General features: G+C 70.9%; 20 protein-coding genes and 1 pseudogene. 17 read left to right on the top strand and 4 right to left on the bottom strand.

What is annotated here, in order from left to right:
* The first annotated feature begins 64 nt into the window (after nt 1-64).
* Together ACH4TV_RS26995 and ACH4TV_RS26990 are read left to right on the top strand one after the other, a co-directional pair.
* The gene (locus tag ACH4TV_RS26995; protein WP_398402432.1) at nt 65-2,020 is read left to right on the top strand and encodes an acyl-CoA dehydrogenase family protein; all 1,956 of its coding nucleotides are present in this window, start codon (nt 65-67) and stop codon (nt 2,018-2,020) included.
* A gap of 272 nt (nt 2,021-2,292) precedes the next feature.
* A pseudogene (locus ACH4TV_RS26990) lies at nt 2,293-4,033 on the top strand (DEAD/DEAH box helicase).
* A gap of 85 nt (nt 4,034-4,118) precedes the next feature.
* Here the strand turns inward: ACH4TV_RS26990 and ACH4TV_RS26985 are convergent.
* Nucleotides 4,119-4,571, bottom strand: a complete 453-nt coding sequence (locus tag ACH4TV_RS26985; protein WP_398402430.1) for a lamin tail domain-containing protein — start codon at nt 4,569-4,571, stop codon at nt 4,119-4,121.
* Between the two features lie 236 nt (nt 4,572-4,807).
* On the opposite strand from ACH4TV_RS26985, the gene dxr reads away from it, so the two are divergent.
* The 6 genes from dxr (at nt 4,808) to ACH4TV_RS26955 (ending at nt 12,213) form a co-directional block, all read left to right on the top strand.
* Nucleotides 4,808-6,079: a 1-deoxy-D-xylulose-5-phosphate reductoisomerase gene (dxr, locus tag ACH4TV_RS26980; protein WP_398402428.1), complete on the top strand. Its 1,272-nt coding sequence runs from the start codon at nt 4,808-4,810 to the stop codon at nt 6,077-6,079.
* 8 nt (nt 6,080-6,087) lie between these two features.
* Nucleotides 6,088-7,380, top strand: a complete 1,293-nt coding sequence (locus ACH4TV_RS26975) for a M50 family metallopeptidase (protein WP_398402977.1) — start codon at nt 6,088-6,090, stop codon at nt 7,378-7,380.
* A 181-nt stretch (nt 7,381-7,561) separates the two neighbouring features.
* Nucleotides 7,562-8,719 carry a flavodoxin-dependent (E)-4-hydroxy-3-methylbut-2-enyl-diphosphate synthase gene (gene ispG / locus ACH4TV_RS26970; RefSeq protein WP_398402426.1) on the top strand — a complete coding sequence of 386 codons (1,158 nt, stop codon included), beginning with the start codon at nt 7,562-7,564 and terminating at the stop codon, nt 8,717-8,719.
* Nucleotides 8,720-8,920: 201 nt separating this feature from the next.
* Entirely contained in the window at nt 8,921-9,775 is an 855-nt protein-coding gene (locus tag ACH4TV_RS26965; protein WP_398402424.1) for a GNAT family N-acetyltransferase, read from the top strand.
* A gap of 79 nt (nt 9,776-9,854) precedes the next feature.
* Nucleotides 9,855-10,430, top strand: coding sequence for a GNAT family N-acetyltransferase (locus ACH4TV_RS26960; protein WP_398402422.1), 576 nt, complete (start codon nt 9,855-9,857; stop codon nt 10,428-10,430).
* Nucleotides 10,431-10,512: 82 nt separating this feature from the next.
* Nucleotides 10,513-12,213: a proline--tRNA ligase gene (locus ACH4TV_RS26955; RefSeq protein ID WP_398402420.1), complete on the top strand. Its 1,701-nt coding sequence runs from the start codon at nt 10,513-10,515 to the stop codon at nt 12,211-12,213.
* Between the two features lie 120 nt (nt 12,214-12,333).
* Here the strand turns inward: ACH4TV_RS26955 and ACH4TV_RS26950 are convergent, their stop codons facing one another.
* The 3 genes from ACH4TV_RS26950 to ACH4TV_RS26940 are packed head-to-tail and all read right to left on the bottom strand — an operon-like array spanning nt 12,334 to nt 14,289.
* Nucleotides 12,334-13,239, bottom strand: coding sequence for an aminoglycoside phosphotransferase family protein (locus ACH4TV_RS26950; RefSeq protein WP_398402418.1), 906 nt, complete (start codon nt 13,237-13,239; stop codon nt 12,334-12,336).
* A 34-nt stretch (nt 13,240-13,273) separates the two neighbouring features.
* Entirely contained in the window at nt 13,274-13,744 is a 471-nt protein-coding gene (locus ACH4TV_RS26945; RefSeq protein WP_398402416.1) for a ferritin-like domain-containing protein, read from the bottom strand.
* Nucleotides 13,741-14,289 (bottom strand): hypothetical protein, encoded by a 549-nt coding sequence (locus tag ACH4TV_RS26940; RefSeq protein ID WP_398402414.1) that lies wholly within the window; start codon nt 14,287-14,289, stop codon nt 13,741-13,743. Before ACH4TV_RS26940 ends, ACH4TV_RS26945 begins: the two co-directional genes overlap by 4 nt.
* A gap of 215 nt (nt 14,290-14,504) precedes the next feature.
* Here ACH4TV_RS26940 and rimP point away from each other — a divergent pair, with 215 nt between their 5' ends.
* The 9 genes from rimP to ACH4TV_RS26895 all read left to right on the top strand — a co-directional run bounded on the left by rimP (nt 14,505) and on the right by ACH4TV_RS26895 (nt 26,835).
* Nucleotides 14,505-15,035, top strand: coding sequence for a ribosome maturation factor RimP (gene rimP, locus ACH4TV_RS26935; RefSeq protein WP_398402412.1), 531 nt, complete (start codon nt 14,505-14,507; stop codon nt 15,033-15,035).
* A 2-nt stretch (nt 15,036-15,037) separates the two neighbouring features.
* Nucleotides 15,038-16,051, top strand: coding sequence for a transcription termination factor NusA (nusA, locus tag ACH4TV_RS26930; RefSeq protein ID WP_398402410.1), 1,014 nt, complete (start codon nt 15,038-15,040; stop codon nt 16,049-16,051).
* Nucleotides 16,052-16,161: 110 nt separating this feature from the next.
* Complete coding sequence (locus ACH4TV_RS26925; RefSeq protein WP_398402408.1) at nt 16,162-16,440, top strand: YlxR family protein; 279 nt, start codon at nt 16,162-16,164, stop codon at nt 16,438-16,440.
* Between the two features lie 148 nt (nt 16,441-16,588).
* On the top strand, nt 16,589-19,768 hold the full coding sequence (gene infB, locus ACH4TV_RS26920) for a translation initiation factor IF-2 (protein ID WP_398402406.1): 3,180 nt from the start codon (nt 16,589-16,591) through the stop codon (nt 19,766-19,768).
* Between the two features lie 325 nt (nt 19,769-20,093).
* On the top strand, nt 20,094-20,387 hold the full coding sequence (locus ACH4TV_RS26915) for a DUF503 domain-containing protein (RefSeq protein WP_164418577.1): 294 nt from the start codon (nt 20,094-20,096) through the stop codon (nt 20,385-20,387).
* Nucleotides 20,388-20,461: 74 nt separating this feature from the next.
* Nucleotides 20,462-20,905, top strand: coding sequence for a 30S ribosome-binding factor RbfA (gene rbfA, locus ACH4TV_RS26910; protein ID WP_398402404.1), 444 nt, complete (start codon nt 20,462-20,464; stop codon nt 20,903-20,905).
* The gene (truB, locus tag ACH4TV_RS26905; protein WP_398402402.1) at nt 20,902-21,810 is read left to right on the top strand and encodes a tRNA pseudouridine(55) synthase TruB; all 909 of its coding nucleotides are present in this window, start codon (nt 20,902-20,904) and stop codon (nt 21,808-21,810) included. Before rbfA ends, truB begins: the two co-directional genes overlap by 4 nt.
* Before the next feature lie 289 nt (nt 21,811-22,099).
* Nucleotides 22,100-25,726 (top strand): serine protease, encoded by a 3,627-nt coding sequence (locus ACH4TV_RS26900; protein ID WP_398402400.1) that lies wholly within the window; start codon nt 22,100-22,102, stop codon nt 25,724-25,726.
* Nucleotides 25,727-25,887: 161 nt separating this feature from the next.
* Nucleotides 25,888-26,835 (top strand): bifunctional riboflavin kinase/FAD synthetase, encoded by a 948-nt coding sequence (locus ACH4TV_RS26895; protein WP_398402398.1) that lies wholly within the window; start codon nt 25,888-25,890, stop codon nt 26,833-26,835.
* Nucleotides 26,836-26,979: the final 144 nt, after the last annotated feature.

Raw genomic sequence — 26,979 nt, 5'->3', positions numbered from 1 at the left:
TCGAGTAGCACCGATCAGTAACGTACGGTCCTCAAGATCCCGATTCGCGGCGAGGTGAGCCTCAATGTCCGCAAGCCCAGTCAAGCCCACAGCCCCACCCGGCACCCGACCCACCGTCACCGAGCGGGAAGCCCGCCGGGTGGCGGAGGCCGCCCGGGAACAGGGCTGGCGCAAGCCCAGCTTCGCCAAGGAACTGTTCCTCGGCCGCTTCCGGCTCGACCTCATCCACCCGCACCCGCTTCCGCCCGCCGAGGACGCGCAGCGCGGCGAGGAGTTCCTCGCCAAGCTGCGCGACTTCTGCGAGACGAAGATCGACGCGGCCCGCATCGAGCGGGAGGCGCGGATCCCCGACGAGATCGTCAACGGGCTCAAGGAGCTCGGCGCCCTCGGCATGAAGATCGACACCAAGTACGGCGGCCTCGGCCTCACCCAGGTGTACTACAACAAGGCCCTCGCCCTGGTCGGCTCCGCGAACCCGGCGCTCGGCGCGCTGCTCTCCGCCCATCAGTCGATCGGCGTACCGCAGCCGCTGAAACTCTTCGGCACCCAGGAACAGAAGGACGAGTTCCTGCCGCGCTGCGCCCGCACCGACATCTCCGCGTTCCTCCTCACCGAACCGGACGTCGGCTCCGACCCGGCGCGCCTCGCCACCAGCGCGGTCCCGGACGGCGACGACTACGTCCTGGACGGGGTGAAGCTCTGGACGACCAACGGAGTCGTCGCCGACCTCCTCGTCGTCATGGCCCGCGTACCGAAGTCCGAGGGCCACAAGGGCGGGATCACCGCGTTCGTCGTCGAGACCGCCTCCGAGGGCGTCACCGTCGAGCACCGCAACGCCTTCATGGGCCTGCGCGGCCTGGAGAACGGCGTCACCCGCCTCCACCAGGTGCGCGTCCCGGCCGCCAACCGCATCGGCCCCGAGGGCGCGGGCCTGAAGATCGCCCTGACGACCCTGAACACGGGGCGGCTGTCGCTGCCCGCGATGTGCGTGGGCGCCGGGAAGTGGTGTCTGAAGATCGCCCGGGAGTGGTCGGGCGTCCGGGAACAGTGGGGCAGGCCGGTCGCGCTGCACGAGGCGGTCGGTTCGAAGATCAGCTTCATCGCGGCGACGACGTTCGCCCTCGAAGCCGTACTGGACCTCTCCTCCCAGATGGCCGACGAGAACCGCAACGACATCCGCATCGAGGCCGCCCTCGCCAAGCTGTACGGCTCCGAGATGGCCTGGCTGATGGCCGACGAACTCGTCCAGATCCGCGGCGGACGCGGCTTCGAGACCGCCGAGTCGCTCGCGGCCCGCGGGGAACGCGCGGTCCCCGCCGAACAGGTGCTGCGCGACCTCCGTATCAACCGCATCTTCGAGGGTTCGACGGAGATCATGCATCTGCTGATCGCCCGCGAGGCCGTCGACGCCCATCTGTCGGTCGCCGGCGACCTCATCGACCCCGAGAAGTCCCTGCCGGACAAGGCGAGGGCGGGCGCGAACGCCGGTGTCTTCTACGCGAAGTGGCTGCCGAAGCTCGTCACGGGCGCGGGTCAACTCCCGCGTTCCTACAGCGAGTTCAAGCACGACGCCGACCTCTCGCCGCACCTTCGGTACGTCGAACGCAGCGCCCGAAAACTGGCCCGGTCCACCTTCTATGCCATGTCCCGCTGGCAGGGCCGGATGGAGACCAAGCAGGGCTTCCTCGGCCGGATCGTCGACATCGGCGCCGAACTGTTCGCGATGAGCGCGGCCTGCGTACGCGCCGAACTCCTGCGCTCCCAGGGGCAGAACGGCCGCGAGGCCTACCAACTCGCCGACGTCTTCTGCCGCCAGGCCCGCGTGCGCGTCGAGGAACTCTTCGGCCGCCTGTGGACCAACACCGACGACGTCGACCGCGCGGTGGTCAAGGGCGTCCTCGCCGGCGCGTACACCTGGCTGGAGGAGGGCGTCGTCGACCTCTCCGGCGAGGGGCCCTGGATCGCCGACGCGACCCCCGGACCCTCCGAACAGGAGAATGTGCACCGCCCCATCCGCTGATGTTCTCCCGTGAATTCACTGGTGTCCCCGCCGTCATTCCGCTGCTTGCCGCGTCGAGGCCACGCGTCAGCAATGAAAGGAATGGCGAACGGGGACGGCAGATGCGCCAAGGAGCCGGCACCCCCTGACCCACGCCCGCGCGCAGGCACGTCGGCAACTTGGCGAAGGCGATTTCTGCGTGACGCGGCGGAGTTCGTGAACGACCCCGTCTCGGTGCAGTGGGGGTAATTCCAGTGCCGGCTCTCGGTCTCGACCACATCACCGGCCGCATCATGCGGGCCGGCGAGGGGCGGGTGCTGCGCAAACTGCAGCGCACCGCCGACAGGGTGCTCTTCCTCGAAGAGGAGTTCAGTCCCTCACCGACGACGAACTCAAGGCCGTCACACCGGAGTTGAAGGACCGCCACGCCAAGGGCGAAAGCCTCGACGACCTGCTCTTCGAGGCCTTCGCCGCCATGCGCGAGGCCGCTCGGCGCACCCTCGGCATGTGCCACTTCGAGGCCCAGGTCGTGGGCGGCGCGGCCCTCCACGAGGGCAACATCGCGGAGATGCAGACCGGCGAGGGCAAGACCCTGGTCGCCACCCTGCCCGCGTACCTGAACGCCCTGTCCGGCAAGGGAGTTCACCTCGTCACGGTCGACGACCACCTGGCCCGGCGCGACGCCGAGTGGATGGGGCGGGCCTACGAGTTCCTGGGCCTGACCGTCGGCGTGGTCCGCTCCGAGTCGACCCCCGCCGAGCGCCGGGCGGCGTACGCCTGCGACATCACGTACGGCACCGACACCGAGTTCGGCTTCGACTACCTGCGCGACAACATGGCCTGGTCGAAGGACGAACTCGTGCAGCGCGGCCACCACTTCGCGATCGTCGACGAGGCCGACTCCATCCTCATCGACCAGGCCACCCACTGGTACGAGACCTTCGCCCGGATCGTCGAGACCATGCGCGGCATCCCCATCCAGGAGGAGCAGTTCATCCGGCTGGAGGACAAGGAGCGCCTGAAGCAGCTGACGGCCGCCTACGAGTACGAGTACGACCCCAAGAAACGGACGGTTGCGATCCTCGACCGGGGCGTGGAACACGTACAGGACCAACTGGGCATCGACAGCCTCTACGAAGCCGACCACACCACCCTCATCGGCCACCTCAACAACGCCCTCAAGGCGAAGGAACTGTTCCGCAGGGACCAGGAGCACGTGGTAGTCGACGGTGACGTCATGATCGTGGACGAGCACACGGGCCGGCTGCTCCCCGGCCGCCGCTACAACGAGGGGCTGCACCAGGCGATCGAGGCCCCAAGGAGGGCGTCCGCGTCAAGGAGGAGAACCAGACCCTCGCGACCGTCACGCTCCAGAACTTCTTCCGCCTCTACGACAAGCTCTCCGGCATGACCGGCACCGCGATGACGGAGGCCGCCGAGTTCGACCAGATCTACGACCTCGAAGTCGTCGCCGCCCCGACCAACAGCCCGATGGTCCGCAGGGACCAGCCGGACCTCACCGCCGACCACCTGGCCGAGGCGGTCGTCGCGGACATCCACGCCCGCTACGACGACCGTGAGGCGGAACTGGGCACGGACACGATCCGCGAGCTGGAGCGCAGGGTGATGCTGTCCGACCTGGACCGCACATGGCGCGAGCACCTGTACGAGATGGACTACCTGCGTGACGGCATCGGCCTGCGCTGGACCCTCGGCCGCGAACCGATCATCGAGTACGAGCGCGAGGGCTACGACATGTTCGGCGCGATGACCGACGCCATCAAGGAGGAGTCCGTCGGCTTCGTCTTCAACCTCCGGGTCGAGACCCACCCGGCCGACCTGGACCCCGACCGCCGCGGCACCGTGGGCCTGCACTTCAGCGCGCCCACGATGGACACGGCGGAGGGCGTCATGGAACGCGACCTCACCCCGTCCGACGCGGAACCCCCGGCGGAGCCCGCCGAACCCGCTGCAGGCCCACCTGCGCCCCGCCGGCCGGGAAAGCCCCGGAACCGGCGGCGACGCAGGCGCTGACAGCGCCGTGATCTGCGGCTCCGCCGCGGGGCGCGACCAGCCACAGCGGACCCGTGGGCTCCGCACCGCGCAGCCCACGGAGCGCTCAGCAGTACTTGTCGCTCGGGTCGCTGGTCGTCCACTTGCAGGTGTCGACCTTGGACCCGTTCGCTCTCGTCAGGGTCGCCGTGTCGGTGGTGTTGTTCCAGACGTACGCACGCCGGTTCTGGAACTTGGTCGCAGCGGTGTCCGTGCCCTTGCCGGTGCGGACCTTCATGGTCTTGCCCGCGCCGATCTTCAGATTGGCGAAGGTGTACTTGTGGTTGGCGACGTCCTTCAGGATCCAGCCCTTGAGCGATATGGACGCTGAGCTGGTGTTCTTGATCTCCACCCACTCCCCGTTGAGGGAGGCGTTGGAGCCGGTGTCCGAGCCCGGACTGTCGAACCACACATGCCGGATGACCACACCGCCGGCCGCCTCGGCCGGAGTGCTGAGAACCGCGCCGGTCAGGGCAACGGCGCCCGCGAGCGCGGGCAGGGCAGCGCGTCGAATGCGCATCGAGATCCCCCCAGGATTTCGTCCACGACTGGGCCGGTTCTCCACCGGCCAGAACAGAAGTGTTATCACACGATCTTCACGCGAACTTCACTTACTCAGATTTCCACTCATCCCATACGGACAGCCGATAAGGCAGCTGATAAGAAAACCGCAAGACAACCGCCACGCCACTCACCGGACACTCACCCGAGGGACGCACTGTCCTCACCGTCGGTGGTAGCAGCCACAATGGAGGGATGACCGACAGTCCAGCGCCCCTCGCAGACCCGCACCTCGTCTTCGACCCCGTCGCCGGAGACGGACCGCGGGACGTGGTGATCCTCGGTTCCACCGGATCGATCGGCACTCAGGCCATCGACCTCGTGCTGCGCAACCCGGACCGCTTCCGGGTCACCGGGCTCTCCGCGGCGGGCGGCCGGGTCGCGCTCCTCGCCGAGCAGGCGCACCGACTGCGCGCAGCCACGGTCGCGGTCGCCCGCCAGGACGCCGTACCGGCCCTGCGCGAGGCGCTGAGCGCGCGGTACGCCGCCGGGGAGCCGCTCCCCGAGATACTCGCCGGACCGGACGCGGCCACCCACCTCGCCGCCTCCGCCTGCCACACGGTCCTGAACGGCATCACCGGCTCCATCGGCCTCGCCCCGACCCTCGCCGCCCTGGAAGCGGGCCGCACCCTCGCGCTCGCCAACAAGGAATCGCTCATCGTCGGCGGCCCCCTGGTCAAGGCGCTCGCCAAGCCGGGCCAGATCATCCCGGTCGACTCCGAGCACGCGGCCCTGTTCCAGGCCCTGGCGGCCGGCACCCGCTCCGATGTGCGCAAGCTCGTCGTCACGGCGTCCGGCGGCCCCTTCCGCGGCCGTACGAAGGCACAGCTGGCCGACGTGACGGTCGAGGAGGCCCTCGCGCACCCCACCTGGGCGATGGGCCCGGTGATCACGATCAACTCCGCGACCCTCGTCAACAAGGGCCTGGAGGTGATCGAGGCCCACCTTCTCTACGACATTCCCTTCGACCGCATTGAGGTGGTCGTGCACCCGCAGTCGTATGTCCACTCGATGGTTGAGTTCACGGACGGATCGACACTGGCCCAGGCCACGCCCCCCGACATGCGCGGCCCCATCGCGATCGGCCTCGGCTGGCCGGAGCGCGTCCCGGACGCGGCGCCCGCGTTCGACTGGAGCAAGGCGTCGACGTGGGAGTTCTTCCCGCTCGACACCGAGGCGTTCCCGTCGGTCGGCCTCGCCCGGCACGTGGGGCAGCTCGCGGGTACGGCACCGGCGGTGTTCAATGCGGCCAACGAGGAGTGCGTGGAAGCATTCCGGAGCGGCGGGCTACCGTTCAACGGGATCATGGAGACCGTGACCCAGGTGGTCGAGGAGCATGGCACCCCTCGTACGGGAACTTCCCTGACCGTCGCGGACGTCCTTGAGGCGGAGTCCTGGGCGCGGACGAGGGCCCGGGAACTGACACACCAGACGAAGACACAGCAAGCGGCGGAGGCCCGTGCATGACGACACTGATGATGATCCTGGGCATAGTCGTCTTCGTGATCGGCCTGCTGGCGTCGATCGCCTGGCACGAGCTGGGACATCTCTCCACGGCGAAGCTCTTCGGCATCCGCGTACCGCAGTACATGGTCGGCTTCGGCCCGACCATCTGGTCGCGCAAGAAGGGTGAGACCGAGTACGGCATCAAGGCGATCCCGTTCGGCGGCTACATCCGCATGATCGGCATGTTCCCGCCGGGCCCGGACGGCCGCATAGAGGCCCGTTCGACCTCCCCCTGGCGCGTGATGATCGAGGACGCGCGTGCCCAGTCCTTCGAGGAGCTGCTGCCGGGCGACGAGAAGCGCCTGTTCTACACGCGCAAGCCCTGGAAACGCGTCATCGTGATGTTCGCGGGCCCGTTCATGAACCTCGTCCTCGCGGTGGCACTGTTCCTCACCGTCCTGATGGGCTTCGGCGTCTCGCAGCAGACCACCGACGTCAGTTCGGTCTCCGCGTGCGTCATCGCCCAGAGCGAGGGCCGCGACGCCTGCCGCAAGACCGACGCGGCCTCCCCGGCCGCGGCCGCCGGCCTCAAGGCGGGCGACAAGATCCTCTCCTTCGGCGGGGTCCAGGTCGACTCCTGGAACAAGCTGTCGGACGAGATCCGCGCGAACCCCGGCAAGGAGGTCGCGATCGTCGTCGAACGCAAGGGCGAGCAGCTCACCCTCAACGCGAAGATCGCCACGAACCAGGTCGCGAAGAAGGACTCCAACGGCCAGATCGTCCAGGGCGAGTACGTCACCGCGGGCTTCCTCGGCTTCAGCGCCGCCACCGGCATCGTCCGCCAGGACTTCGGCGACTCGGTGACGTGGATGGGCGACCGGATGGGCGAGGCCGTCGACTCCCTCGCGAACCTGCCCGGCAAGGTCCCCGCCCTGTGGAACGCGGCCTTCGACGGCGGCGAACGCGCGGCGGACTCCCCGATGGGCGTGGTCGGCGCGGCCCGCGTGGGCGGCGAGATCTTCACCCTCGACATCCCGCCCACCCAGCAACTGGCGATGGCACTGATGCTGGTGGCGGGCTTCAACCTCTCCCTCTTCCTCTTCAACATGCTCCCCCTGCTCCCCCTCGACGGCGGCCATGTCGCGGGCGCCCTGTGGGAGGCCCTGCGACGCAACACGGCGAAGGTCCTGAAGCGCCCGGACCCGGGTCCCTTCGACGTGGCGAAGCTCATGCCGGTCGCTTATGTGGTGGCGGGCATCTTCATCTGCTTCACCCTCCTCGTCCTGGTGGCGGATGTGGTTAACCCGGTGCGCATCTCGTAGCCATACGGCGTTCGCGGCGGCCGGGCACGGTGGGGGGATCCTCACCGTGCCCGGCCGTTCTCCAATGAGTGGGTTTACGTGCGGGATGTTCTCCGGCCTTTGCACGTGCCGTAATCTCGAAGCCTGGAGCCCGCTGTTCACGGGACCGGACCTTGAACCACAACTTGGGGTTGCACAGCAGATGACTGCGATTTCTCTCGGCATGCCGTCCGTTCCGACCAAACTCGCCGAACGCCGGAAGAGCCGGCAGATCCAGGTCGGTTCGGTGGCCGTGGGCGGAGACGCACCCGTGTCGGTCCAGTCGATGACGACCACGCGTACGTCGGACATCGGGGCCACACTCCAGCAGATCGCCGAGCTGACGGCGTCCGGCTGCCAGATCGTGCGGGTGGCGTGCCCCACGCAGGACGACGCGGACGCGCTGGCGACGATCGCGCGCAAGTCGCAGATCCCGGTGATCGCCGACATCCACTTCCAGCCGAAGTACGTGTTCGCCGCGATCGAGGCCGGCTGCGCGGCGGTCCGGGTGAACCCCGGCAACATCAAGCAGTTCGACGACCAGGTCAAGGAGATCGCGCGCGCCGCCAACGACCACGGCACGCCGATCCGCATCGGGGTCAACGCCGGTTCGCTGGACCGGCGACTGCTCCAGAAGTACGGCAAGGCGACGCCCGAGGCGCTCGTCGAGTCGGCGCTCTGGGAGGCGTCCCTCTTCGAGGAGCACGACTTCCGGGACATCAAGATCTCGGTCAAGCACAACGACCCCGTGATCATGGTCAACGCCTACCGGCAGCTGGCCGCCGCCTGCGACTACCCGCTGCACCTCGGTGTGACGGAGGCGGGCCCGGCGTTCCAGGGCACGATCAAGTCGGCCGTCGCCTTCGGCGCGCTGCTCAGCGAGGGCATCGGTGACACGATCCGCGTCTCGCTGTCCGCGCCGCCGGTCGAGGAGATCAAGGTCGGCAACCAGATCCTGGAGTCGCTGAACCTGCGCCAGCGCGGCCTGGAGATCGTGTCGTGTCCGTCGTGCGGGCGCGCCCAGGTCGACGTCTACAAGCTGGCCGAGGAAGTCACGGCCGGCCTGGAGGGCATGGAGGTCCCGCTGCGCGTCGCGGTCATGGGGTGTGTGGTCAACGGCCCCGGCGAGGCGCGGGAAGCGGACCTCGGCGTCGCCTCCGGCAACGGCAAGGGGCAGATCTTCGTCAAGGGCGAGGTCATCAAGACCGTGCCCGAGTCGAAGATCGTGGAGACCCTGATCGAGGAAGCGCTGAAGATCGCCGAACAGATGGAGGCGGACGGGATCGCCTCCGGCGAGCCGTCGGTGTCCGTAGCGGGTTGAGGGGCTGATTTTCAGCCCGTCCGGCGTTTGAGGACAAGGCCCGTTCAGGGCCGGAGCAGGGGTCTGGGGGCGGCAGCCCCCAGGAACGGCGACCCGGCCGACGGTCACTGGCAAGAGAACGGGCCCCAAACACAGGGCGGCGCCGCTCAGCTTCCGCAGGTACAGTGCGGAGATCAGCAGACCGCATGGTGAGGCCCGCACGTGTTGACGCAGACCACCTCCCGGGTACTCGAACCGGGCGACCTGGACGCCGCGCTCGCCATCCTCGACCGCGAGCCGGTCGCGAACGCCTTCGTGACGTCCCGTGTCCAGATCGCGGGCCTCGACCCCTGGCGCCTCGGCGGCGAGATGTGGGGCTGGTACGAGGACGGCATGCTCACCAGCCTCTGCTACGCGGGCGCCAACCTCGTCCCGATCTGCGCCACCCCGCGCGCCGTACGCGCCTTCGCCGACCGCGCCAGGCGAGCGGGCCGCCGCTGCTCCTCCATCGTCGGCCCCGTCGAGGCCACCGCCCAGCTGTGGCGGCTCCTCGAACCGAGCTGGGGCCCCGCCCGGGAGGTCCGCCGCCACCAGCCCCTCATGGTGACCGACCGGCTGCCCGACCCCTACGTCGTCGCCCCGGATCCGTACGTCCGCCGGATCCGCAAGGACGAGATGGAGACGATCATGCCGGCGTGCGTGGCGATGTTCACCGAGGAGGTCGGAATCTCGCCACTCGCCGGCGACGGCGGCCTCCTCTACCAGGCCCGGGTCGCCGAACTCGTCGGATCCGGCCGTTCCTTCGCCCGCCTCGACCAGTACGGCAAGGTCGCCTTCAAGGCCGAGATCGGCGCCGCGACCCCGCACGCCTGCCAGATCCAGGGCGTCTGGGTGGCCCCCGAGTACCGGGGGCACGGCCTCGCCGCCCCCGGCATGGCCGCCGTACTGCGGTACGCCCTCGCCGACGTGGCCCCCATGGTCAGCCTGTACGTGAACGACTTCAACACCCCTGCCCGCCGGACATATCTGAGGGTGGGCTTCCAGGAAGTCGGCGCGTTCATGAGCGTCCTGTTCTGAGACGACCCGAGGAGCGGGGCTCAGCCACATACGCCCGCAGCCACCCAGGGCGACGCGCACCCCCCTGTAGGCTCCCGACATGCCGCGCTTCCCCGGTCAGGGCCACCGTCACCCCCACCCCCACGACGTGGTCGTCGGCCTTCTGGACCTCACCGCCCGGGTGGACGAGGCGCTGGCCGTCCAGGCCGTGGCGTTCGGGCTCGGCCCCGACGAGGTCGCCGTACGCAGACAGATCGTGCTCCGGCATCTGACCTACCCGGGCGCCCGCGCACTCGGCGCGACCACCCCCGACGGACGGCTCGCCGGATTCGTCTACGGCATGCCCAACGACCGTACGCACTGGTGGTCCACCGTCGTCGAGCCGTATCTGCGCCGGCAGGGCCAGGACTCCTGGCTCGACGACTCCTTCGTGATCACCGAACTGCACGTCCACCCGCGCTACCAGAACATCGGCGTCGGCCGCGCCCTGATCACCGCCATCACCGACTCCGCCGCCGAACCCCGCTCGATCCTCTCGGCGATCGACACCGACAGCCCGGCCCGCGGTCTCTACCACTCCCTCGGCTACGAGGACCTGGCCCGCCAGGTCCTCTTCCCCAGCGCCCCGAAGCCGTACGCCGTGATGGGCGCCCCGCTGCCCCTGCGCCGCCGCTGAGGGCCTGTCCGCCGATTTCCGCCCTCACGCACCCCCCGGCTAACCTCCTGCCATCACCCTTACGCAGCAGGAGTCGAGAATCATGGCCCAGGCCCAGGTCCAGCGCATGTCCCGTTTGATGGTCAAGACACTGCGTGACGACCCCGCCGACGCCGAGGTGCTCAGCCACAAGCTGCTGGTCAGGGCCGGTTATGTGCGCCGTACCGCCGCCGGTCTGTGGTCCTGGCTGCCGCTCGGCAAGAAGGTTCTGGCCAATGTGGAGCGGGTCGTCCGCGAGGAGATGGACGCCATCGGCGCCCAGGAGGTCACCCTCCCCGCCCTGCTGCCGAGGGAGCCGTACGAGGCGACCGGCCGCTGGGAGGAGTACGGCCCCGAGCTGTTCCGCCTCAACGACCGCAAGGGCGGCGACTACCTCCTCGGCCCGACCCACGAGGAGATCTTCACCCTCCTGGTCAAGGACCAGTGCACGTCCTACAAGGACCTGCCGGTGATCCTCTACCAGATCCAGAACAAGTACCGCGACGAGGCCCGCCCGCGTGCCGGCATCCTGCGTGGCCGCGAGTTCCTGATGAAGGACTCGTACTCCTTCGACCTGGAGGACGAGGGCCTGGCCCACTCGTACGCCCTCCACCGCGAGGCGTACCAGAAGATCTTCGCGCGTCTCGGCCTCGACTACCGCATCTGCGCCGCCACCGCGGGCGCCATGGGCGGCTCCAAGTCCGAGGAGTTCCTCGCCCCGGCCGCCGCCGGCGAGGACACCTTCGCCGACTGCCCCCACTGCGACTACGCCGCCAACACCGAGGCGATCACATACGCGCTCCAGCCGGTGGACGGCTCGGCGGTCCCCGCCCTCGAAGAGATCCCGACCCCCGAGACCCCGACCATCGAGACGCTCGCCGCGTACCTGAAGGTCGCCGCCTCCGACACCCTCAAGAACCTCCTGATCAAGGTGGACGGCGAGATCGTCGCGATCGGCGTCCCCGGTGACCGCGAGGTCGACCTGGGCAAGGTCGAGGCGCACTTCGCGCCCGCCGCCGTCGAACTCGTCACCGCCGAGGACTTCACGGGCCGCGACGACCTCGTACGCGGTTACGTCGGCCCGCAGGGCCTGGAGAAGGTCCGCTACTTCGCCGACCCGCGCGTCGCCCCCGGCACCGCCTGGATCACCGGCGCCAACAAGGCGGGCCTGCACGCGAAGAACGTCGTCGCCGGCCGGGACTTCGAGGTCGACGAGTACATCGACTCGGTGGTCGTCCAGGAAGGCGACCCCTGCCCGGCCTGCGGCACCGGCCTCAAGCTGGACCGTGCCATCGAGATCGGCCACATCTTCCAGCTCGGCCGCAAGTACGCCGACGCCCTCGGTCTCGACGTCCTCGGCAAGCAGGGCAAGCCGGTCCGCGTGACCATGGGCTCGTACGGCATCGGCGTCTCCCGGGCGGTCGCGGCCCTCGCCGAGCAGCATGCCGACGAGCAGGGCCTGTGCTGGCCCAAGGAGATCGCCCCGGCCGACGTCCACGTCGTCGCCGCGGGCAAGGCCCTCCAGACCGAACTGGCCCTCGACGTCTCCGACAAGCTGGCCGCCGCCGGCGCCCGCGTCCTGGTCGACGACCGGGCCGGTGTCTCCCCGGGAGTCAAGTTCACGGACGCCGAGCTGATCGGCGTACCGAAGATCCTGGTGGCGGGCCGCCGTTCGGCCGAGGGCGTCCTCGAACTGAAGGACCGCCGGACGGGCGAGCGCGAGGAACTGACGGTCGATGAGGCGATCGCCCGCCTGACCGCCTGACAGAGAGTTCTCTCCGTGGGCCGTGACACAGAGCCACGTCCCACGGAGGGACCGCGGCGCCCCAGAGGGGCGCGGGGAACTGCGCGACCAGCCACGAACCACCCGCGGTGAGGAACCGGCCTAAAGCCACCCGGCGAACTCCAACAACAACTCCGCGTCCTTGGGCCGCCCCACGCGCAGTGCACGTACCCCCGACTCCACCGCCCGGAACAACGTCCACCCCCGCAACCGCTCCTGATCCACATCCAGCGACTCGGCAAGCCGCTTCACCCGGCGCCGGGTGATCGCGGCCCCTGACGACGACGCGATCAGGTCCTCCACCCGGTCCCGGACCAGCCGGGCCAGATCGAACGCGCACTCGCCGACCACCGGATCGGGGCCTACCGCCAGCCACGGCATCCGTTCAGCGGCCAGCACCTTGCTCTGCCGGAACGTGCCATGCAGCAGCCGGGCCTCGGGCGGCGCTACCAGCAACTCCTCCCGCGCCGCGAGCGCCGCCGCGACCAGCGGCGCCACCTCGGCATCCGCGCCGGCGCCGGCCCGCATCACCTCGGCCTGCCGCCCGGTCCGCGCGGCCACCGTCTCGAACACCGCGCCGGAGCCGACGGGCGGCTCGACCCACAGCCGCCGCAAGGTCCCCGCCGCCTCCAGCAGCGCCTTCGCCTCGGGCAGCGACCGCACCGACACATCCGGATGCAGCCGTTCGAGCAGCAGGACACCCTCACCGGCGAACGGCTCCAGCAACTGCACCGCACCCACCCCGCCCCAGTGCGCCAGCGCGGCCCGCTCGCTCTCCGGCCGGGCCCGGGGCGGCGCGAGCTTCAGGACGGCGGGCGTACCGTCCGCGCGCCGCACGAGCATCACCAGGCTGCTGCGACCACCTGGGACCTGTACCCGCTCCACGGTCAACACGCGTAGATCCACGGCCCGTTGAGCGGTCGAGGGCAGCTCGGCCAACCAGTCGCCACCGTCCGGTGCCGTCTCGCCGAGCGCCCTCACCAGACGGGGCGGCGGTTCGAAAACCATGCGCGAGTCGTTCCCTTCCGGTACGGGGTACGGGTTACGGCTGTGCCGTAGGGGCCGCCGACGCGGCGGCGGCCCGCTCGGCGAGACCAGGGAAGGGTACGCTCCCGCCCCGCCAGCGCACCGCCCGCACCGCGGCCTCCCGCAGCGCTTCGGCGCCCGTCCGGCGCCGTTCGCCCTCCGCCGCCCGGACCAGGTCGGAGTACACGCCGGCGACCCGTTCCTCCAGTTCCGCCGCGAGCCGTACGGCGGCGTCCGAGTCCGGCACGGGGAACGGCAGGGCGTACCCGGCCGCCGCCGCCACCGGCGTGCCCCCGAGGGCCCGCACCGCGCGCGCCAGCTCGTCGCGCCGGGCCCGATGGGCGTCGTACGCCGCCCGTGCCTCGCTCCTGCGGGCGTCGCCGATCAGCCCGCCGACGACTCCGTACCCGTACACCGCCGCGTGTTCGGCGCCCAGGGCGGCCTGGAGCGCGGCCAGTTCGCCGGTGTCCTTCGTCTCCTCGCTCACTTCGCGCCCTCCGTCAGCAGATAGACATGTGCGGCTCCGGCAGCAGCCACCGAGGCCAGCAGTCGCGCCGGCTCGCCGGGCACTTCGAGGAGCGCTTTCGTACGCCGGTCCACGAGCGTCCGCTCGGCGGCGGCGAGCCCGGCGAGGGCGTCCTGCTCGCTCACCGGCACGGCGGGCGACGGAGCCGCCGAAGCCGGGGCCGAGACCGAAGGTGACGCGGAGGTCGGCGTGGGTGCCGGCTCGGCGCCCCCGAACGCCTCCGTGTGCCGTACGACCTCCGCCCGCAGCTCCGACAGCCGCTCCGCCAGCACCGGATACGCGGCGATCGCGGTGTCGTACTTCTGTACGAGCCCCGCGCTGTCGGCGGCGGCACGCGCGCGCGTGCGTTCGGCGACCGACGGGCTGCCGGCGCTGGTGGCGGTGGAGTCGGATGAGGAGGAGCACCCCACGAGGAGGGCGGTGCCCGCGGCCGAGGCGAGCAGGGTCCTTCTGCGTGGCCCCGAAGGGGGTACCGGCGTGGTGCGCGACGGTGGGGGAAGCGGCACGGCAGACGTCCTCGGAGGGCTCGTACGAACAGAACACCAGGGAAGGGCAGCACGCCCGTGATCACCGTACCCGCGCCCCGGCTCGGTGCCCGCCACCGGCGCCGCCGGGCGGTCGGCGGCGTCCCGGTGGACGGCAACACCCCCCGGGACCGGATACCCTTTGACCTGACACGCGACCTACCCACAACAGCACACGCGGCCGAGGAGTCACCCGGATGAGCACCACCCAGAGCGAGAGGCTTCGAGAGCTCCTGGAGCCGCTCGTCAGCTCGCAGGGTCTCGATCTCGAAGAGATCGCAGTGGAGTCCGTCGGGCGCAAGAGAGTGCTGCGGGTCGTCGTCGATTCCGACGACGGCGCCGATCTGGACGCGATCGCCGATGTGAGCCGCGCGCTCTCGGCAAAGCTCGACGAGACGGACGCGATGGGCGCGGGGGAGTACACCCTGGAGGTCGGCACCCCCGGCGCCGAGCGCGAACTCACCGAGCACCGGCACTACGTACGCGCTGTCGACCGGCTGGTGAAGTTCCAGCTCGTCGAGGCCGGCGGCGACGTGGTCGGCAGAATCCTGACCGTGGACGACGAGGGCATGGACCTCGAAGTGCCGGGTGTGAAGGGCCGCAAGGCCACCGCCCGCCGGCTCGCCTTCGGCGACTTCGACAAGGCCCGCATCCAGGTCGAGTTCAACCGCAGGGACAAGCACGACGAGAACGACGAGCAGGACATGACGGAAGAGGAGGAGGCGTAGCCGTGGACATCGACATGAGTGCCCTGCGGGGCTTGGTACGGGAGAAGGAGATCTCCTTCGACCTGCTGGTCGAGGCGATCGAGTCGGCCCTCCTCATCGCCTACCACCGCACCGAGGGAAGCCGCCGCCACGCGCGCGTGAAGCTCGACCGGGAGACCGGTCATGTGACCGTGTGGGCGAAGGAGGACCCCCAGGAGCTGGAGGAGGGGCAGGAGGCACGTGAGTTCGACGACACTCCGTCGGACTTCGGCCGGATCGCCGCCTCCACCGCGAAGCAGGTCATCCTGCAGCGCCTGCGGGACGCGGAGGACGACGCGACGCTCGGCGAGTACGCGGGCCGCGAGGGCGACATCGTCACCGGTGTCGTCCAGCAGGGCCGCGACCCGAAGAACGTGCTCGTCGACATCGGCAAGCTGGAGGCCATCCTGCCGGTGCAGGAGCAGGTCCCCGGCGAGACCTACACGCACGGGCTGCGGCTGCGGTCGTACGTCGTACGCGTGGCGAAGGGAGTGCGCGGTCCGTCCGTCACCCTCTCGCGCACGCACCCCAACCTGGTGAAGAAGCTCTTCGCGCTGGAGGTGCCCGAGATCGCGGACGGTTCCGTCGAGATCACGGCCATCGCGCGTGAGGCAGGTCACCGCACGAAGATCGCCGTACGGTCGACGCGCAGCGGCCTGAACGCCAAGGGGGCCTGCATCGGCCCCATGGGCAGCCGGGTGCGCAGCGTCATGGCCGAGCTGAACGGCGAGAAGATCGACATCGTCGACTCGTCGGACGATCCGGCCGACATGGTGGCGAACGCGCTGTCCCCGGCCCGGGTCACCAAGGTCGAGGTCGTCGACCTCGCAGCCCGCTCCGCACGCGTGACGGTCCCCGACTACCAGCTGTCGCTGGCGATCGGCAAGGAGGGCCAGAACGCCCGGCTCGCGGCCCGGCTGACCGGCTGGCGGATCGACATCCGCCCGGACACCGAGCAGCCGTCCGAGCGGCCCCCTGAGCGGCCCCGGGACCGATGAGGGAATAGATCCCAGCCGCAGGTGGCTGAGATCACGACAGATTTTTGCGCGGCAACTGTTCGATTCTTGCCTCAAATGGGTGAGGTCGGTGCGGGGAGGTAGACTTAGGAGTGTCTGGCCGGACGCGTGCCCGCGCATGCCCTGAACGCACCTGTGTGGGGTGTCGGGAGCGAGCGGCCAAGAAGGATCTGCTGCGCATCGTGGCGATCGAGGGTGAATGCGTCCCCGATCATCGCGGTACGCTGCCCGGCCGGGGTGCGTACGTGCACCCCGCCCTGATCTGTCTCGACCTGGCGATACGTCGCCGGGCGTTCTCACGGGCACTGCGTGCCCCAGGAACGCTCGACACGGTGGCGCTGCGCCACCACGTCGAGCAGGCAACACCGTAAAACGCGTCGCACGGAACCCCCGTGCGGCTCTGGTACCCCGCGAGTTGGAAGTAGGTCGAGATTGCGATGAGCACTCGATGAGCACGCGATGAGTACGCCCATGAAGTAGCGACGGTCCGGACGCAGACCCGGACCTAAAAGGAGCGAAGTGGCTAAGGTCCGGGTATACGAACTCGCCAAGGAGTTCGGGGTTGAGAGCAAGGCCGTCATGGCCAAGCTCCAGGAACTCGGTGAATTCGTCCGATCGGCATCCTCGACGATCGAGGCGCCCGTAGTACGCAAGTTGACAGACGCCTTCCAGGGCGGGAGCAGCGCCAAGCCCGGCGCCCCGCGCAAGGCTGCCCCCAAGCCCGGCGCGCCCGCCCCGGCGCCGTCGGCCCGTCCGGCTGCCCCGCGGCCGCCGGCTCCCAAGCCCGCTGTGGCCGAGCGCCCCGCGGCGCCCGCCGCGCCGAGTGCACCGGTCACGCCGGTCACCCCGGCCGCCCAGGGCTCACGTCCGACGCCGGGCCCCAAGCCCGCGCCGAAGGCGGCCTCCCCGGCGCCGACCACGCCGGAGTTCACCGCTCCGCCGTCGGCCCCGGTCACTCCGGCCGCCGCACAGGCTCCGCGTCCCAGCAGCGGTGCCCGTCCCGGTGCCCCGCGTCCCGGCGCCCGTCCCTCCGGTCCTGGTCAGGACCGTCAGGAACGCGGTCCGGGTCAGGACCGCGGCCAGGACCGTGGTCAGGGTCGCAGCGAGCGTCCGGGCGCCCCGCGTCCGGCCGGCCAGGGCGCCCCGCGTCCCGGCGGTGCTCGTCCGGCCGGTCCCCGTCCGGGCAACAACCCCTTCACGTCCGGTGGCTCCACCGGCATGGCGCGTCCCCAGTCGCCCCGTCCGCAGGGCGCCCCGCGTCCCGGCGGCCAGGGTGGCCCCGGTGGCGCTCCCGGTGCCGGTGCGCCGCGTCCGCAGGGTGCGGGCGGCGGCCAGGGTGCTCCCCGTCCGCAGGGTGCGGGTGGCGGTCGTCCGAGCCCGGGCGGCATGCCCCGTCCGCAGGGTGGTCCCGGTGGCGCTCCGCGTCCCGGCGGCGGCCCCGGCGGTAACCGTCCCAACCCCGGCATGATGCCGCAGCGTCCCGCTGCGGGTACCCCGCGTCCCGGCGGTGGCCCTGGTGGCCGCGGTCCCGGTGGCGGTGGCGGTCGTCCCGGTGGTCCCGGTGGCGGTGGCGGCGGTCGTCCCGGTGGCGGCGGCGGTTTCGCCGGCCGTCCGGCCGGTCCCGGTGGCGGTGGCGGCGGTTTCGCCGGTCGTCCCGGTGGTCCCGGTGGCGGTGGCGGCGGTTTCGCCGGCCGTCCGGGTGGTCCCGGTGGTGGCGGCGGTGGCCGTCCCGGCTTCGGCGGTCGTCCCGGTGGTCCGGGTGGCCGTGGTGGAACGCAGGGCGCCTTCGGTCGTCCCGGTGGTCCCGCGCGTCGTGGTCGCAAGTCGAAGCGGCAGAGGCGCCAGGAGTACGAGGCCATGCAGGCCCCGTCGGTCGGCGGCGTGATGCTGCCGCGTGGCAACGGACAGTCCGTCCGCCTGTCGCGTGGTGCGTCCCTCACCGACTTCGCCGAGAAGATCGGTGCCAACCCGGCGTCGCTCGTCGGCGTGATGATGAACCTCGGCGAGATGGTCACTGCCACGCAGTCCGTCTCCGACGAGACGCTGAAGCTCCTCGCGGACGAGATGAACTTCGTCCTCGAGATCGTCAGCCCCGAGGAGGAGGACCGCGAGCTGCTCGAGTCCTTCGACATCGAGTTCGGCGAGGACGAGGGTGGCGAGGAGTTCCTCGTCGCGCGTCCGCCGGTCGTGACCGTCATGGGTCACGTCGACCACGGTAAGACCCGCCTGCTCGACACCATCCGCAAGACGAACGTCGTCGCGGGCGAGGCCGGTGGCATCACCCAGCACATCGGTGCCTACCAGGTCGCGACCGTCGTCAACGAAGAAGAGCGTCGTATCACCTTCATCGACACCCCGGGCCACGAGGCGTTCACCGCCATGCGTGCCCGTGGTGCCAAGTCGACCGACATCGCGATTCTCGTGGTGGCGGCCAACGACGGTGTGATGCCCCAGACGATCGAAGCGTTGAACCACGCCAAGGCGGCCGGTGTGCCGATCGTGGTCGCGGTCAACAAGATCGACGTCGAAGGTGCCGACCCGACCAAGGTGCGCGGTCAGCTCACCGAGTTCGGTCTGGTGGCCGAGGAGTACGGCGGCGACACGATGTTCGTCGACATCTCCGCCAAGCAGGGCCTCAACATCGAGAGCCTGCTGGAGGCCGTGGTCCTCACCGCGGACGCCTCGCTCGACCTGCGGGCCAACCCGGAGCAGGACGCGCAGGGTATTGCGATCGAGTCCCACCTGGACAAGGGCCGCGGCGCCGTCGCGACCGTCCTGGTCCAGCGAGGCACCCTGCGGGTCGGCGACACCATGGTGGTCGGCGACGCGTACGGCCGTGTCCGCGCGATGCTCGACGACAAGGGCGACAACGTGGAAGAGGCGGGTCCCTCGACCCCGGTCCTCGTCCTCGGTCTCACCAACGTCCCGGGCGCCGGCGACAACTTCCTGGTTGTCGACGAGGACCGCACGGCGCGTCAGATCGCCGAGAAGCGCGCGGCGCGTGAGCGCAACGCCAACTTCGCCCGGCGTGGAGTCCGGTTCTCCCTGGAGAACCTGGACGAGGCGCTCAAGGCCGGTCTGGTGCAGGAACTCAACCTCATCATCAAGGGCGACGCGTCCGGTTCGGTGGAGGCCCTCGAGTCCTCGCTGCTCCAGCTCGACGTCGGCGAAGAGGTCGACATCCGCGTCCTGCACCGCGGTGTGGGTGCCGTCACCGAGTCGGACATCGACCTGGCGACCGGCTCCGACGCCATCGTCATCGGCTTCAACGTCCGCGCTGCGGGCCGCGCGGCGCAGATGGCGGAGCGCGAGGGCGTCGACGTCCGCTACTACTCGGTGATCTACCAGGCCATCGAGGAGATCGAAGCGGCCCTCAAGGGCATGCTCAAGCCGGAGTACGAAGAGGTCGAGCTCGGTACGGCGGAGATCCGCGAGGTCTTCCGCTCGTCCAAGCTGGGCAACATCGCCGGTGTGCTTGTTCGCTCCGGCGAGGTCAAGCGCAACACCAAGGCGCGGTTGCTGCGCGATGGCAAGGTCATCGCGGAGAGCCTCACCATCTCCGGTCTGCGTCGCTTCAAGGACGATGTCACCGAGATCCGCGAAGGGTTCGAGGGCGGTATCAACCTCGGCAACTTCAACGACATCAAGGTCGACGACGTCATCGCGACGTACGAGATGCGCGAGAAGCCGCGCGGCTAAGCAGTAACAGGCGGTGCGTGTAGTCCAGCTGGCCGACGGGGAGAAGTCCCCGTCGGCCAGCTGGCCGTCCCGGCCCTGAACGGGCCTCGTCCTCAATCGCCGGACGGGCTGAGTAGTCAGCCCGTCCGGCGATTGAGGACGAGCGCTTTCGGCGCGAAAGGGGGGTCTGGGGGCGCAGCCCCCAGGGATGGGACGGGTAGGGGCGGCGGGGGCGAGAACAAACCCGTCGAGCCACCGGCCCATACGCTGTACCGTTCTCGATGTCCCCGCCCATACAGCCGGCGGGGCCGTCGATCCCGTACCGGCGGGACATCCGGATACACATATGTACGTGGGGACTCTGTCCTTCGACCTCCTGCTCGGCGACGTACGCTCGCTGAAGGAGAAGCGCTCCGTCGTCCGCCCGATCGTCGCCGAACTCCAGCGCAAGTACGCGGTGAGCGCGGCCGAGGTCGAACACCTGGACCTGCACCGCAGAGCCGGCATCGGCCTGGCGGTTGTGGCCGGGGAGGTGGGGCACATCACCGATGTACTGGACCAGTGCGAGCGACTGGTCGCCGGCCGCCCCGAGGTGGAACTGCTGTCCGTGAGGCGGCGCCTCCACGGCGACGACGACTAGCCGACCAACTGACGAACAACCTGCGACAACGCAGGATGCGGCACGCAGAACAGCGAAGAACGGGAGACGGACCAGTGGCCGACAACGCGCGGGCGAAGAGGTTGGCTGACCTCATCCGAGAGGTGGTGGCCAAGAAGCTGCAGCGCGGGATCAAGGACCCGCGGCTCGGCACCCACATCACCATCACGGACACCCGGGTCACCGGGGACCTCCGGGAGGCCACCGTCTTCTACACGGTGTACGGGGACGACGAGGTGCGGGCAGCCGCTGCCGCCGGCCTGGAGAGCGCCAGGGGTGTCCTGCGCTCCGCCGTCGGCCAGGCCGCGGGCGTGAAGTTCACGCCGACCCTGACCTTCATCGCGGACGCCCTCCCGGACACCTCCAAGAAGATCGAGGACCTCCTCGACAAGGCTCGGGCCTCCGACGAACAGGTGCGCCAGGCGTCCGCGGGTGCCGCGTTCGCCGGTGACGCGGACCCGTACAAGAAGCCCGAGGACGAGGACGACACCGCCGAATGACGCAGCAGAACACCAGGACGCCCGACGGGCTTGTCATCGTGGACAAGCCGTCGGGCTTCACTTCGCACGACGTGGTCGCCAAGATGCGCGGGATCGCCAGGACCCGCCGCGTCGGACACGCCGGCACCCTCGACCCCATGGCGACGGGCGTGCTCGTCCTCGGCGTGGAGCGGGCGACCAAGCTCCTCGGCCATCTCGCGCTGACCGAGAAGGAGTACGTGGGCACCGTCCGCCTCGGACAGAACACGCTCACCGACGACGCCGAGGGGGACATCACCTCCTCCACCGACGCCTCCGGGGTCACCCGCGAGGCCGTCGACGCCGGCGTCGCCAAGCTGACCGGCCGCATCATGCAGGTGCCGTCCAAGGTCAGCGCAATCAAGATCGACGGCGTGCGCTCCTACAAACGGGCCCGTGAGGGCGAGGAGTTCGAGATCCCGGCCCGCCCGGTCACCGTCTCCTCCTTCGCGGTGTACGACGTCCGGACCGCGGTCGCGGCCGACGGCACCCCCGTACTCGACCTGGTCGTGTCGGTGGTGTGCTCCTCCGGTACGTACATCCGTGCGCTGGCCCGGGACCTGGGCGCCGACCTCGGGGTGGGCGGCCATCTGACCGCCCTGCGCCGGACGCGGGTGGGCCCGTACAAGCTGGACGCGGCCCGGACGCTCGACCAGTTGCAGCAGGAGTTGACGGTGATGCCGATCGCCGAGGCCGCCACCGCCGCGTTCCCGCGCTGGGACGTCGACGAGAGGCGGGCGCGCCTGCTGACGAACGGCGTACGGCTGGAGATGCCCGAGGCCTACGCGGGCGTGGGCGCCGTGGCCGTCTTCGACCCCGCCGGGCAGTTCCTCGCCCTGGTGGCGGAGGAGAAGGGCAAGGCGAAGAGCCTCGCGGTCTTCGTCTGAGACCTCTGCGTCCGAGGCTTCCGCAGGGCCGGTACGACCCGGCCGGCCCGTGGAGCGGCGATCACGGGGACACGTTCCCGCCGCTCCACGGTCCCCCCTCGGTTCCCCCACCCAAAGGTGTATCCATCCCTCAGGGTTCATTCACCCGTCCGGGCAGGCGCTCGGAGTGAACCGAGGGGGCGGAAGGGGGCGCGTTCGCCCGCCGCCCTGTCCCGCTGATCATCGGGGCCTACCGTCGGAAGCAGACGCGTGCGTACGCAGGCGCGCGGGTACGGCGGGGAGGTCGACGATGGTGGGACGGGGCCCGCGCGCCGGGGGCGGCCGTCAGCCGTCGGCAGGTGCGCGTGAGGCGCGGGACGACGGAGCCGTTGCCGAAGCGGTGGACGAGTCGCTCGTGCGGGTGTGCGACCTGGCAGGACGACCGCGCGGTACAGGCTTCGTCGCCGACCACCACGGCACGCTGATCACCAGTCACGAGGCGGTCGACGGACTGGCCCGGCTGGTCCTGCACGCCGCAGCGGACCGTACGTGCGTGGTGTCGACGGCGGATGCGGTGACCCCCCTTCCGGCCCTCGGCCTGGCCCTCGTACACACCGAGGGCCTCGGCACGGACCCGCTCCCCGTCTCCCTACGGGACCGCGTCGCGACCGGAACGTATGTGCGGATCGCGGCGGGCGGCTGGCGCGAGGCGCGGGTGCTCGGTACGGCCGACGTGACGTACACGGCCACGGACCGCTTCCATCTCCTTCCCGACGCCCTTGAACTGGCGATCGGCACGGCGGGCCGCGACGCGCTGCGACTGGGCGGCGGCGCGGCCGGGGGACCGGTGCTCGACCGTACGACGGGAGCGGTGTTGGGTGTCCTGGGCACAGCGTTGCTGCCGCAGGAACCGGCCGGACACCCCGCGGCCGGATTCGCGCTCCCGTTGCGCCCCCGGCACACGGACGCGGCCGGCCCGCTCACCGACCTTCTCGCCCGCAACGCGGCGACGGTGCCCGGGTACGGCGCCGACCTCAATCTCGCGGGCATCCTGGAGCTGACGGCCACCTCGGTGGGCTCGGACGGACCACCGGGTGCGTCGGCGGGTTTCGTGGGCGCGGTCGCGCCGGTCGAACGGGCGGCACCGGCAAGGGAGTTCGCCGCGTTCACTGCCGCCGGCGACGGCCGGGCAGTCGTCCTCGGCCTGGTCGGGGCCCCGGGCAGCGGTCGTACGACGGAACTCGCGGCCCTCGCCGCCCGCCGCCACCGGTCCCCGGAACCGGCCCCCACCCTGTGGGTGCGCGGCGCCGACCTCCGCGACGAGGACACCTCCGTGGCGGACGCGGCCCGACGCGCGCTGGAGAGGGCGGGCCGGATCGTGGCCGCGTCGGGCGCGCACGGCGCCGACCTGGGCGACATCACCCCGGAACGCCTGGCCCACCTGTCCAAGGGGACCGGACGCCCCCTGCTGCTCCTCCTGGACGGCCCCGAGGAAATGCCCCCTCTCCTCGCTCACCGCGCCCCCGAATGGACGAGGGCAACACAGGAGTGGCTCCGCACAACCGGCGCCCGCCTGGTGGTGGCCTGCCGCCCGGAGTACTGGGAACAGACGGGGGCAGCAGCCCTTTCAGCCCGTCCGGCGTTTGAGGACGGGGCCGTTCAGGCCGAAGGGGGGTCTGGGGGCGCAGCCCCCAGGGATGGGACGGGCAGGGGCGGCGGGGGCGAAAATCCACCCCACCTCCACCTCACCGACTTCACCGAACCCGAAGCCCAGCAGGCCCAGGCCCGCTATGCCGTCCCCGCCTCCGCCCTCACCCCCCAGGACGCCCGTCACCCCCTCACCCTCCGCCTCCTCTCCGAGGTCCGCGCCGCCCTCCCCACCCTCCTCGACGCCCCCACCACGCCCCGCCTCGACCGCCACGACGTCTTCACCGCCCACCTCGACCTCATGTGCCTCCGCATCGCCGTCCGCCTCGCCGCCGAGAACGGCCTGCGCGGCACCGCCGTACGCCGTCTCGCCGCCCGGGTTTCCGGCCAGGTCCACGAGGCCGCCCGCCGAAGCCTGGGCCCCGGACAGGGCGAGTTGGACCGCGCGTCCTTCGAGTCCGTGTTTCCCTGGGGCCCCGCACCGGCCCGGCTGGGCGGCGGCACGGGCTGGGCCTCCGCCGTGCTCACCGAGGGCCTCCTCGTGCCCGCCGGCACCGGCTACCGCTTCGCCCACGAGGAACTCGCCGACTGGATCCAGGGCACGCACCTGGACCTGGACGAGGCGCTGCACGCCCTGGTCCACCGGCGCCGCCCGGAGAACGGCAAGAACGGCGGGACCGGCGGGAACGCAGCCCTCATCCCCGTACCGCACCACCGCATCGGCCCGGTCGTCCAGGCGCTGCTGCTCCTGGCCCGCCAGCACGGAGCCCCCGAACTGGCGCTCCGCCTCCGGGAGTTGGTGCAGGCGTTCGACCCCGAACCCACCCCCGGCTCGGCGGTCTCCACCTGGTGGGCGACCCATCTCCTCACCGACGTACTCCTGCGTCTCTCCGACGCGACCCCGTACACCCAGGTCCTGCGGCTCCTCACCGACCGCGTCGTGGCCCGCCGGCAGCGCAACCAGCCGGTCCCGCCGGAACTGGGCCCCTCCTTCTGGACCGCCCTGCACCTCCCCGAGACCACCCGCGTCGACCTCCTCCGTCGTCTTGTCGTCGGCGACGATCCCCCGGCCCGGTCCCCTCAGCCCCGTTACCTGGACGCCGTGGCCCAGCTGCTCGTCGCCGACCCCGCCGCCGTACAACCCCTCCTCGCCCGCTGGTTCGACGACGACCGTCCGCTGCCCGCGACCCCGGACGCGACCGTGGCGACCGCCGCTCAGGCGCTTCTGCACACGCACCGCCACCAGGCTCTGGACGACCTCACCGAGGTCCTCGTCGGCAGTGCGCACCGGCGTGGGGACGAACTTCTCGCCGTACTCGCGGAGGAGGAGCCGTCCGCCGTCTGCCGGGCCGTGGACCGGTGGGCGCACGACGAGAGGCCGGCCCGGCGGGTCGCGGCGGTGGCATACGGACTGCGTGCCGCATCTCACGTCCGCACCGAGGCCGACCGTGACCTCCTGCGCCACGCGGCCCTCACGCTGCTCGCCCGCCCCGCCGACCGCACGCTGCACGGCGGGGCACTGGCGCTGCTCGTCCGCGATCCGGGCACCCGCGCCCGCCATCTCCCGCAGGCGCTGCGGCACTTCACGGCCGGCGACCCGCACCTCCCGCCGAGCGCCCTGGTCGCCGCCCTCACCACCCACCCGGAGCCGGTGCTGGACGCGTTCCGGGCCAGGCTGCGCGGACCGGAGGCGGGCGACATGCTGCGCACCCTCGCCGACGTCACGACCCCGGCCCTCGCCCGCCGGGTCGCCGCTCTCGTGCGGGAGACCACGGAACGGTGCCCGGAGACCGCCGGGCACATGGCCGCGTACATCGACCGGCATCTCGACCACGGCCCCACCGCCCGGACCGTCCTCCTCCCGGTGGTCACCGACCTCCTCGACGGCGGCCCGGCACCGGTGCGGGCGGCCCTCGCGACCGTGCTCGCCGCGCCCGGGACGCCCGCTTCCCACCCCGTCCGCCACGAACTCCTCGAAGCCCTCCTGGCCCGCGAACACGACCCCACCGTCCTGGAAGTGCTGCTGCGCGCCACCGCGGAAGGCGCGGCCCGCCATGGCGAACAGCGCACCCGGGGCCTTGTGCACCGCTGCGGTCTGCTGCTCGTGCGGACGCCGGACGGCGCCACGCGGTTCGACTGCGGCCTGGTCGAACTGGGCCGGCGGGTGCCCGGCTTCGCGGTGCTGGTGGCCGGCTGGCTGGCCGACACCCCGGACGAGTGGGCGGCCGTGGTGGGCCCCAGCACCCGGCGCATGATCGAGAACCTGGCGGGGGCAAGAGTGCCCGCATAGGACACCCTGCCGACCGACAGTCGACAATCGGTCACGTGCGCCCCGTCACAGCCTCCATGCCGATGCGAGCGGGGCGCGTCCGGCATGGCACCCTTAGACCTGCGTAAGAAGGCCTGCGTAAGAGGCAGACACGGACACGGGTTCGACGAGGAGCGGTCACAGTGCAGCGCTGGCGTGGCTTGGAGGACATCCCCGAGGACTGGGGACGCGGCGTCGTCACCATCGGTTCCTACGACGGAGTCCACCGCGGACACCAGCTGATCATCCGGCATGCCGTGGAGCGCGCCCGTGACCTGGGCGTTCCCTCGGTGGTCGTGACTTTTGACCCGCATCCCAGCGAGGTCCTGCGCCCGGGCAGCCACCCGCCGCTGCTGGCCCCGCACCACCGCCGCGCCGAACTGATGGCAGAGCTGGGCGTGGACGCGGTTCTCATTCTTCCGTTCACCAAGGAGTTCTCGAAGCTCTCCCCGGCCGACTTCGTGGTCAAGGTTCTGGTCGACAAGCTGCACGCCCGGGCGGTCGTCGAGGGCCCGAACTTCCGATTCGGCCACAAAGCGGCCGGCAACGTGGAGTTCCTGACCGAACTCGGCCGTACGTACGACTTCGAGGTCGAGGTTGTCGACCTGTACGTGTCGGGAGAGGCGGGGGGCGGAGAGCCGTTCTCGTCCACGCTGACGCGTCGTCTGGTCGGCGCGGGGGACGTCGGGGGCGCGCGCGAGATCCTCGGCCGTCCGCACCGCGTCGAGGGTGTGGTGGTCCGAGGCGCTCAGCGAGGCCGGGAGTTGGGTTTCCCGACGGCGAACGTCGAGACGCTCCCCCACACCGCGATCCCGGCCGACGGTGTCTACGCGGGCTGGCTGCACGCGGACGGCGAGGCCATGCCGGCCGCGATCTCCGTCGGCACGAACCCGCAGTTCGACGGCACGGAACGGACGGTGGAGGCGTACGCCATCGACCGTGTGGGCCTCGACCTGTACGGCCTGCACGTCGCCGTCGACTTCCTGGCGTTCGTGCGCGGCCAGGCGAAGTTCGACTCGCTCGACGAGCTGCTGGTGCAGATGGCCGAGGATGTGAAGAAGTGCCGCGAGCTGATCGCGGCGGCGGAATAGCGCCGCGTAGGCAGTAGGTGCAAGAGAAGGCGGGCCGGGGGCCCGGGGGCCCCGGCGGCGTAAAGCGTTTGCCCCCCCGTACGGGGGGGCGGGGGACCCGGGGGGGGGGGGGGGGGGAGTGGCGGGGGGGGGGGGGGCGCGGGG

The organism is Streptomyces sp. NPDC020898 (assembly GCF_044333925.1).
Taxonomy (GTDB): domain Bacteria; phylum Actinomycetota; class Actinomycetes; order Streptomycetales; family Streptomycetaceae; genus Streptomyces.
The sequence above is the reverse complement of the archived record's forward strand: the minus strand, read 5'-3'. Positions and strand labels throughout refer to the sequence as shown.

Excerpts from the sequence above, each read along its gene's own strand:
- ACH4TV_RS26950 (WP_398402418.1), bottom strand. The coding sequence starts at position 13,239 with ATGGTTTTCGAACCGCCGCCCCGTCTGGTGAGGGCGCTCGGCGAGACG.
- ACH4TV_RS26975 (WP_398402977.1), top strand. The coding sequence starts at position 6,088 with ATGATGATCCTGGGCATAGTCGTCTTCGTGATCGGCCTGCTGGCGTCG.
- ACH4TV_RS26995 (WP_398402432.1), top strand. The coding sequence starts at position 65 with ATGTCCGCAAGCCCAGTCAAGCCCACAGCCCCACCCGGCACCCGACCC.
- ACH4TV_RS26900 (WP_398402400.1), top strand. The coding sequence starts at position 22,100 with ATGGTGGGACGGGGCCCGCGCGCCGGGGGCGGCCGTCAGCCGTCGGCA.
- ACH4TV_RS26960 (WP_398402422.1), top strand. The coding sequence starts at position 9,855 with ATGCCGCGCTTCCCCGGTCAGGGCCACCGTCACCCCCACCCCCACGAC.
- ispG (WP_398402426.1), top strand. The coding sequence starts at position 7,562 with ATGACTGCGATTTCTCTCGGCATGCCGTCCGTTCCGACCAAACTCGCC.
- ACH4TV_RS26985 (WP_398402430.1), bottom strand. The coding sequence starts at position 4,571 with ATGCGCATTCGACGCGCTGCCCTGCCCGCGCTCGCGGGCGCCGTTGCC.
- rimP (WP_398402412.1), top strand. The coding sequence starts at position 14,505 with ATGAGCACCACCCAGAGCGAGAGGCTTCGAGAGCTCCTGGAGCCGCTC.
- ACH4TV_RS26915 (WP_164418577.1), top strand. The coding sequence starts at position 20,094 with ATGTACGTGGGGACTCTGTCCTTCGACCTCCTGCTCGGCGACGTACGC.
- ACH4TV_RS26955 (WP_398402420.1), top strand. The coding sequence starts at position 10,513 with ATGGCCCAGGCCCAGGTCCAGCGCATGTCCCGTTTGATGGTCAAGACA.
- dxr (WP_398402428.1), top strand. The coding sequence starts at position 4,808 with ATGACCGACAGTCCAGCGCCCCTCGCAGACCCGCACCTCGTCTTCGAC.
- truB (WP_398402402.1), top strand. The coding sequence starts at position 20,902 with ATGACGCAGCAGAACACCAGGACGCCCGACGGGCTTGTCATCGTGGAC.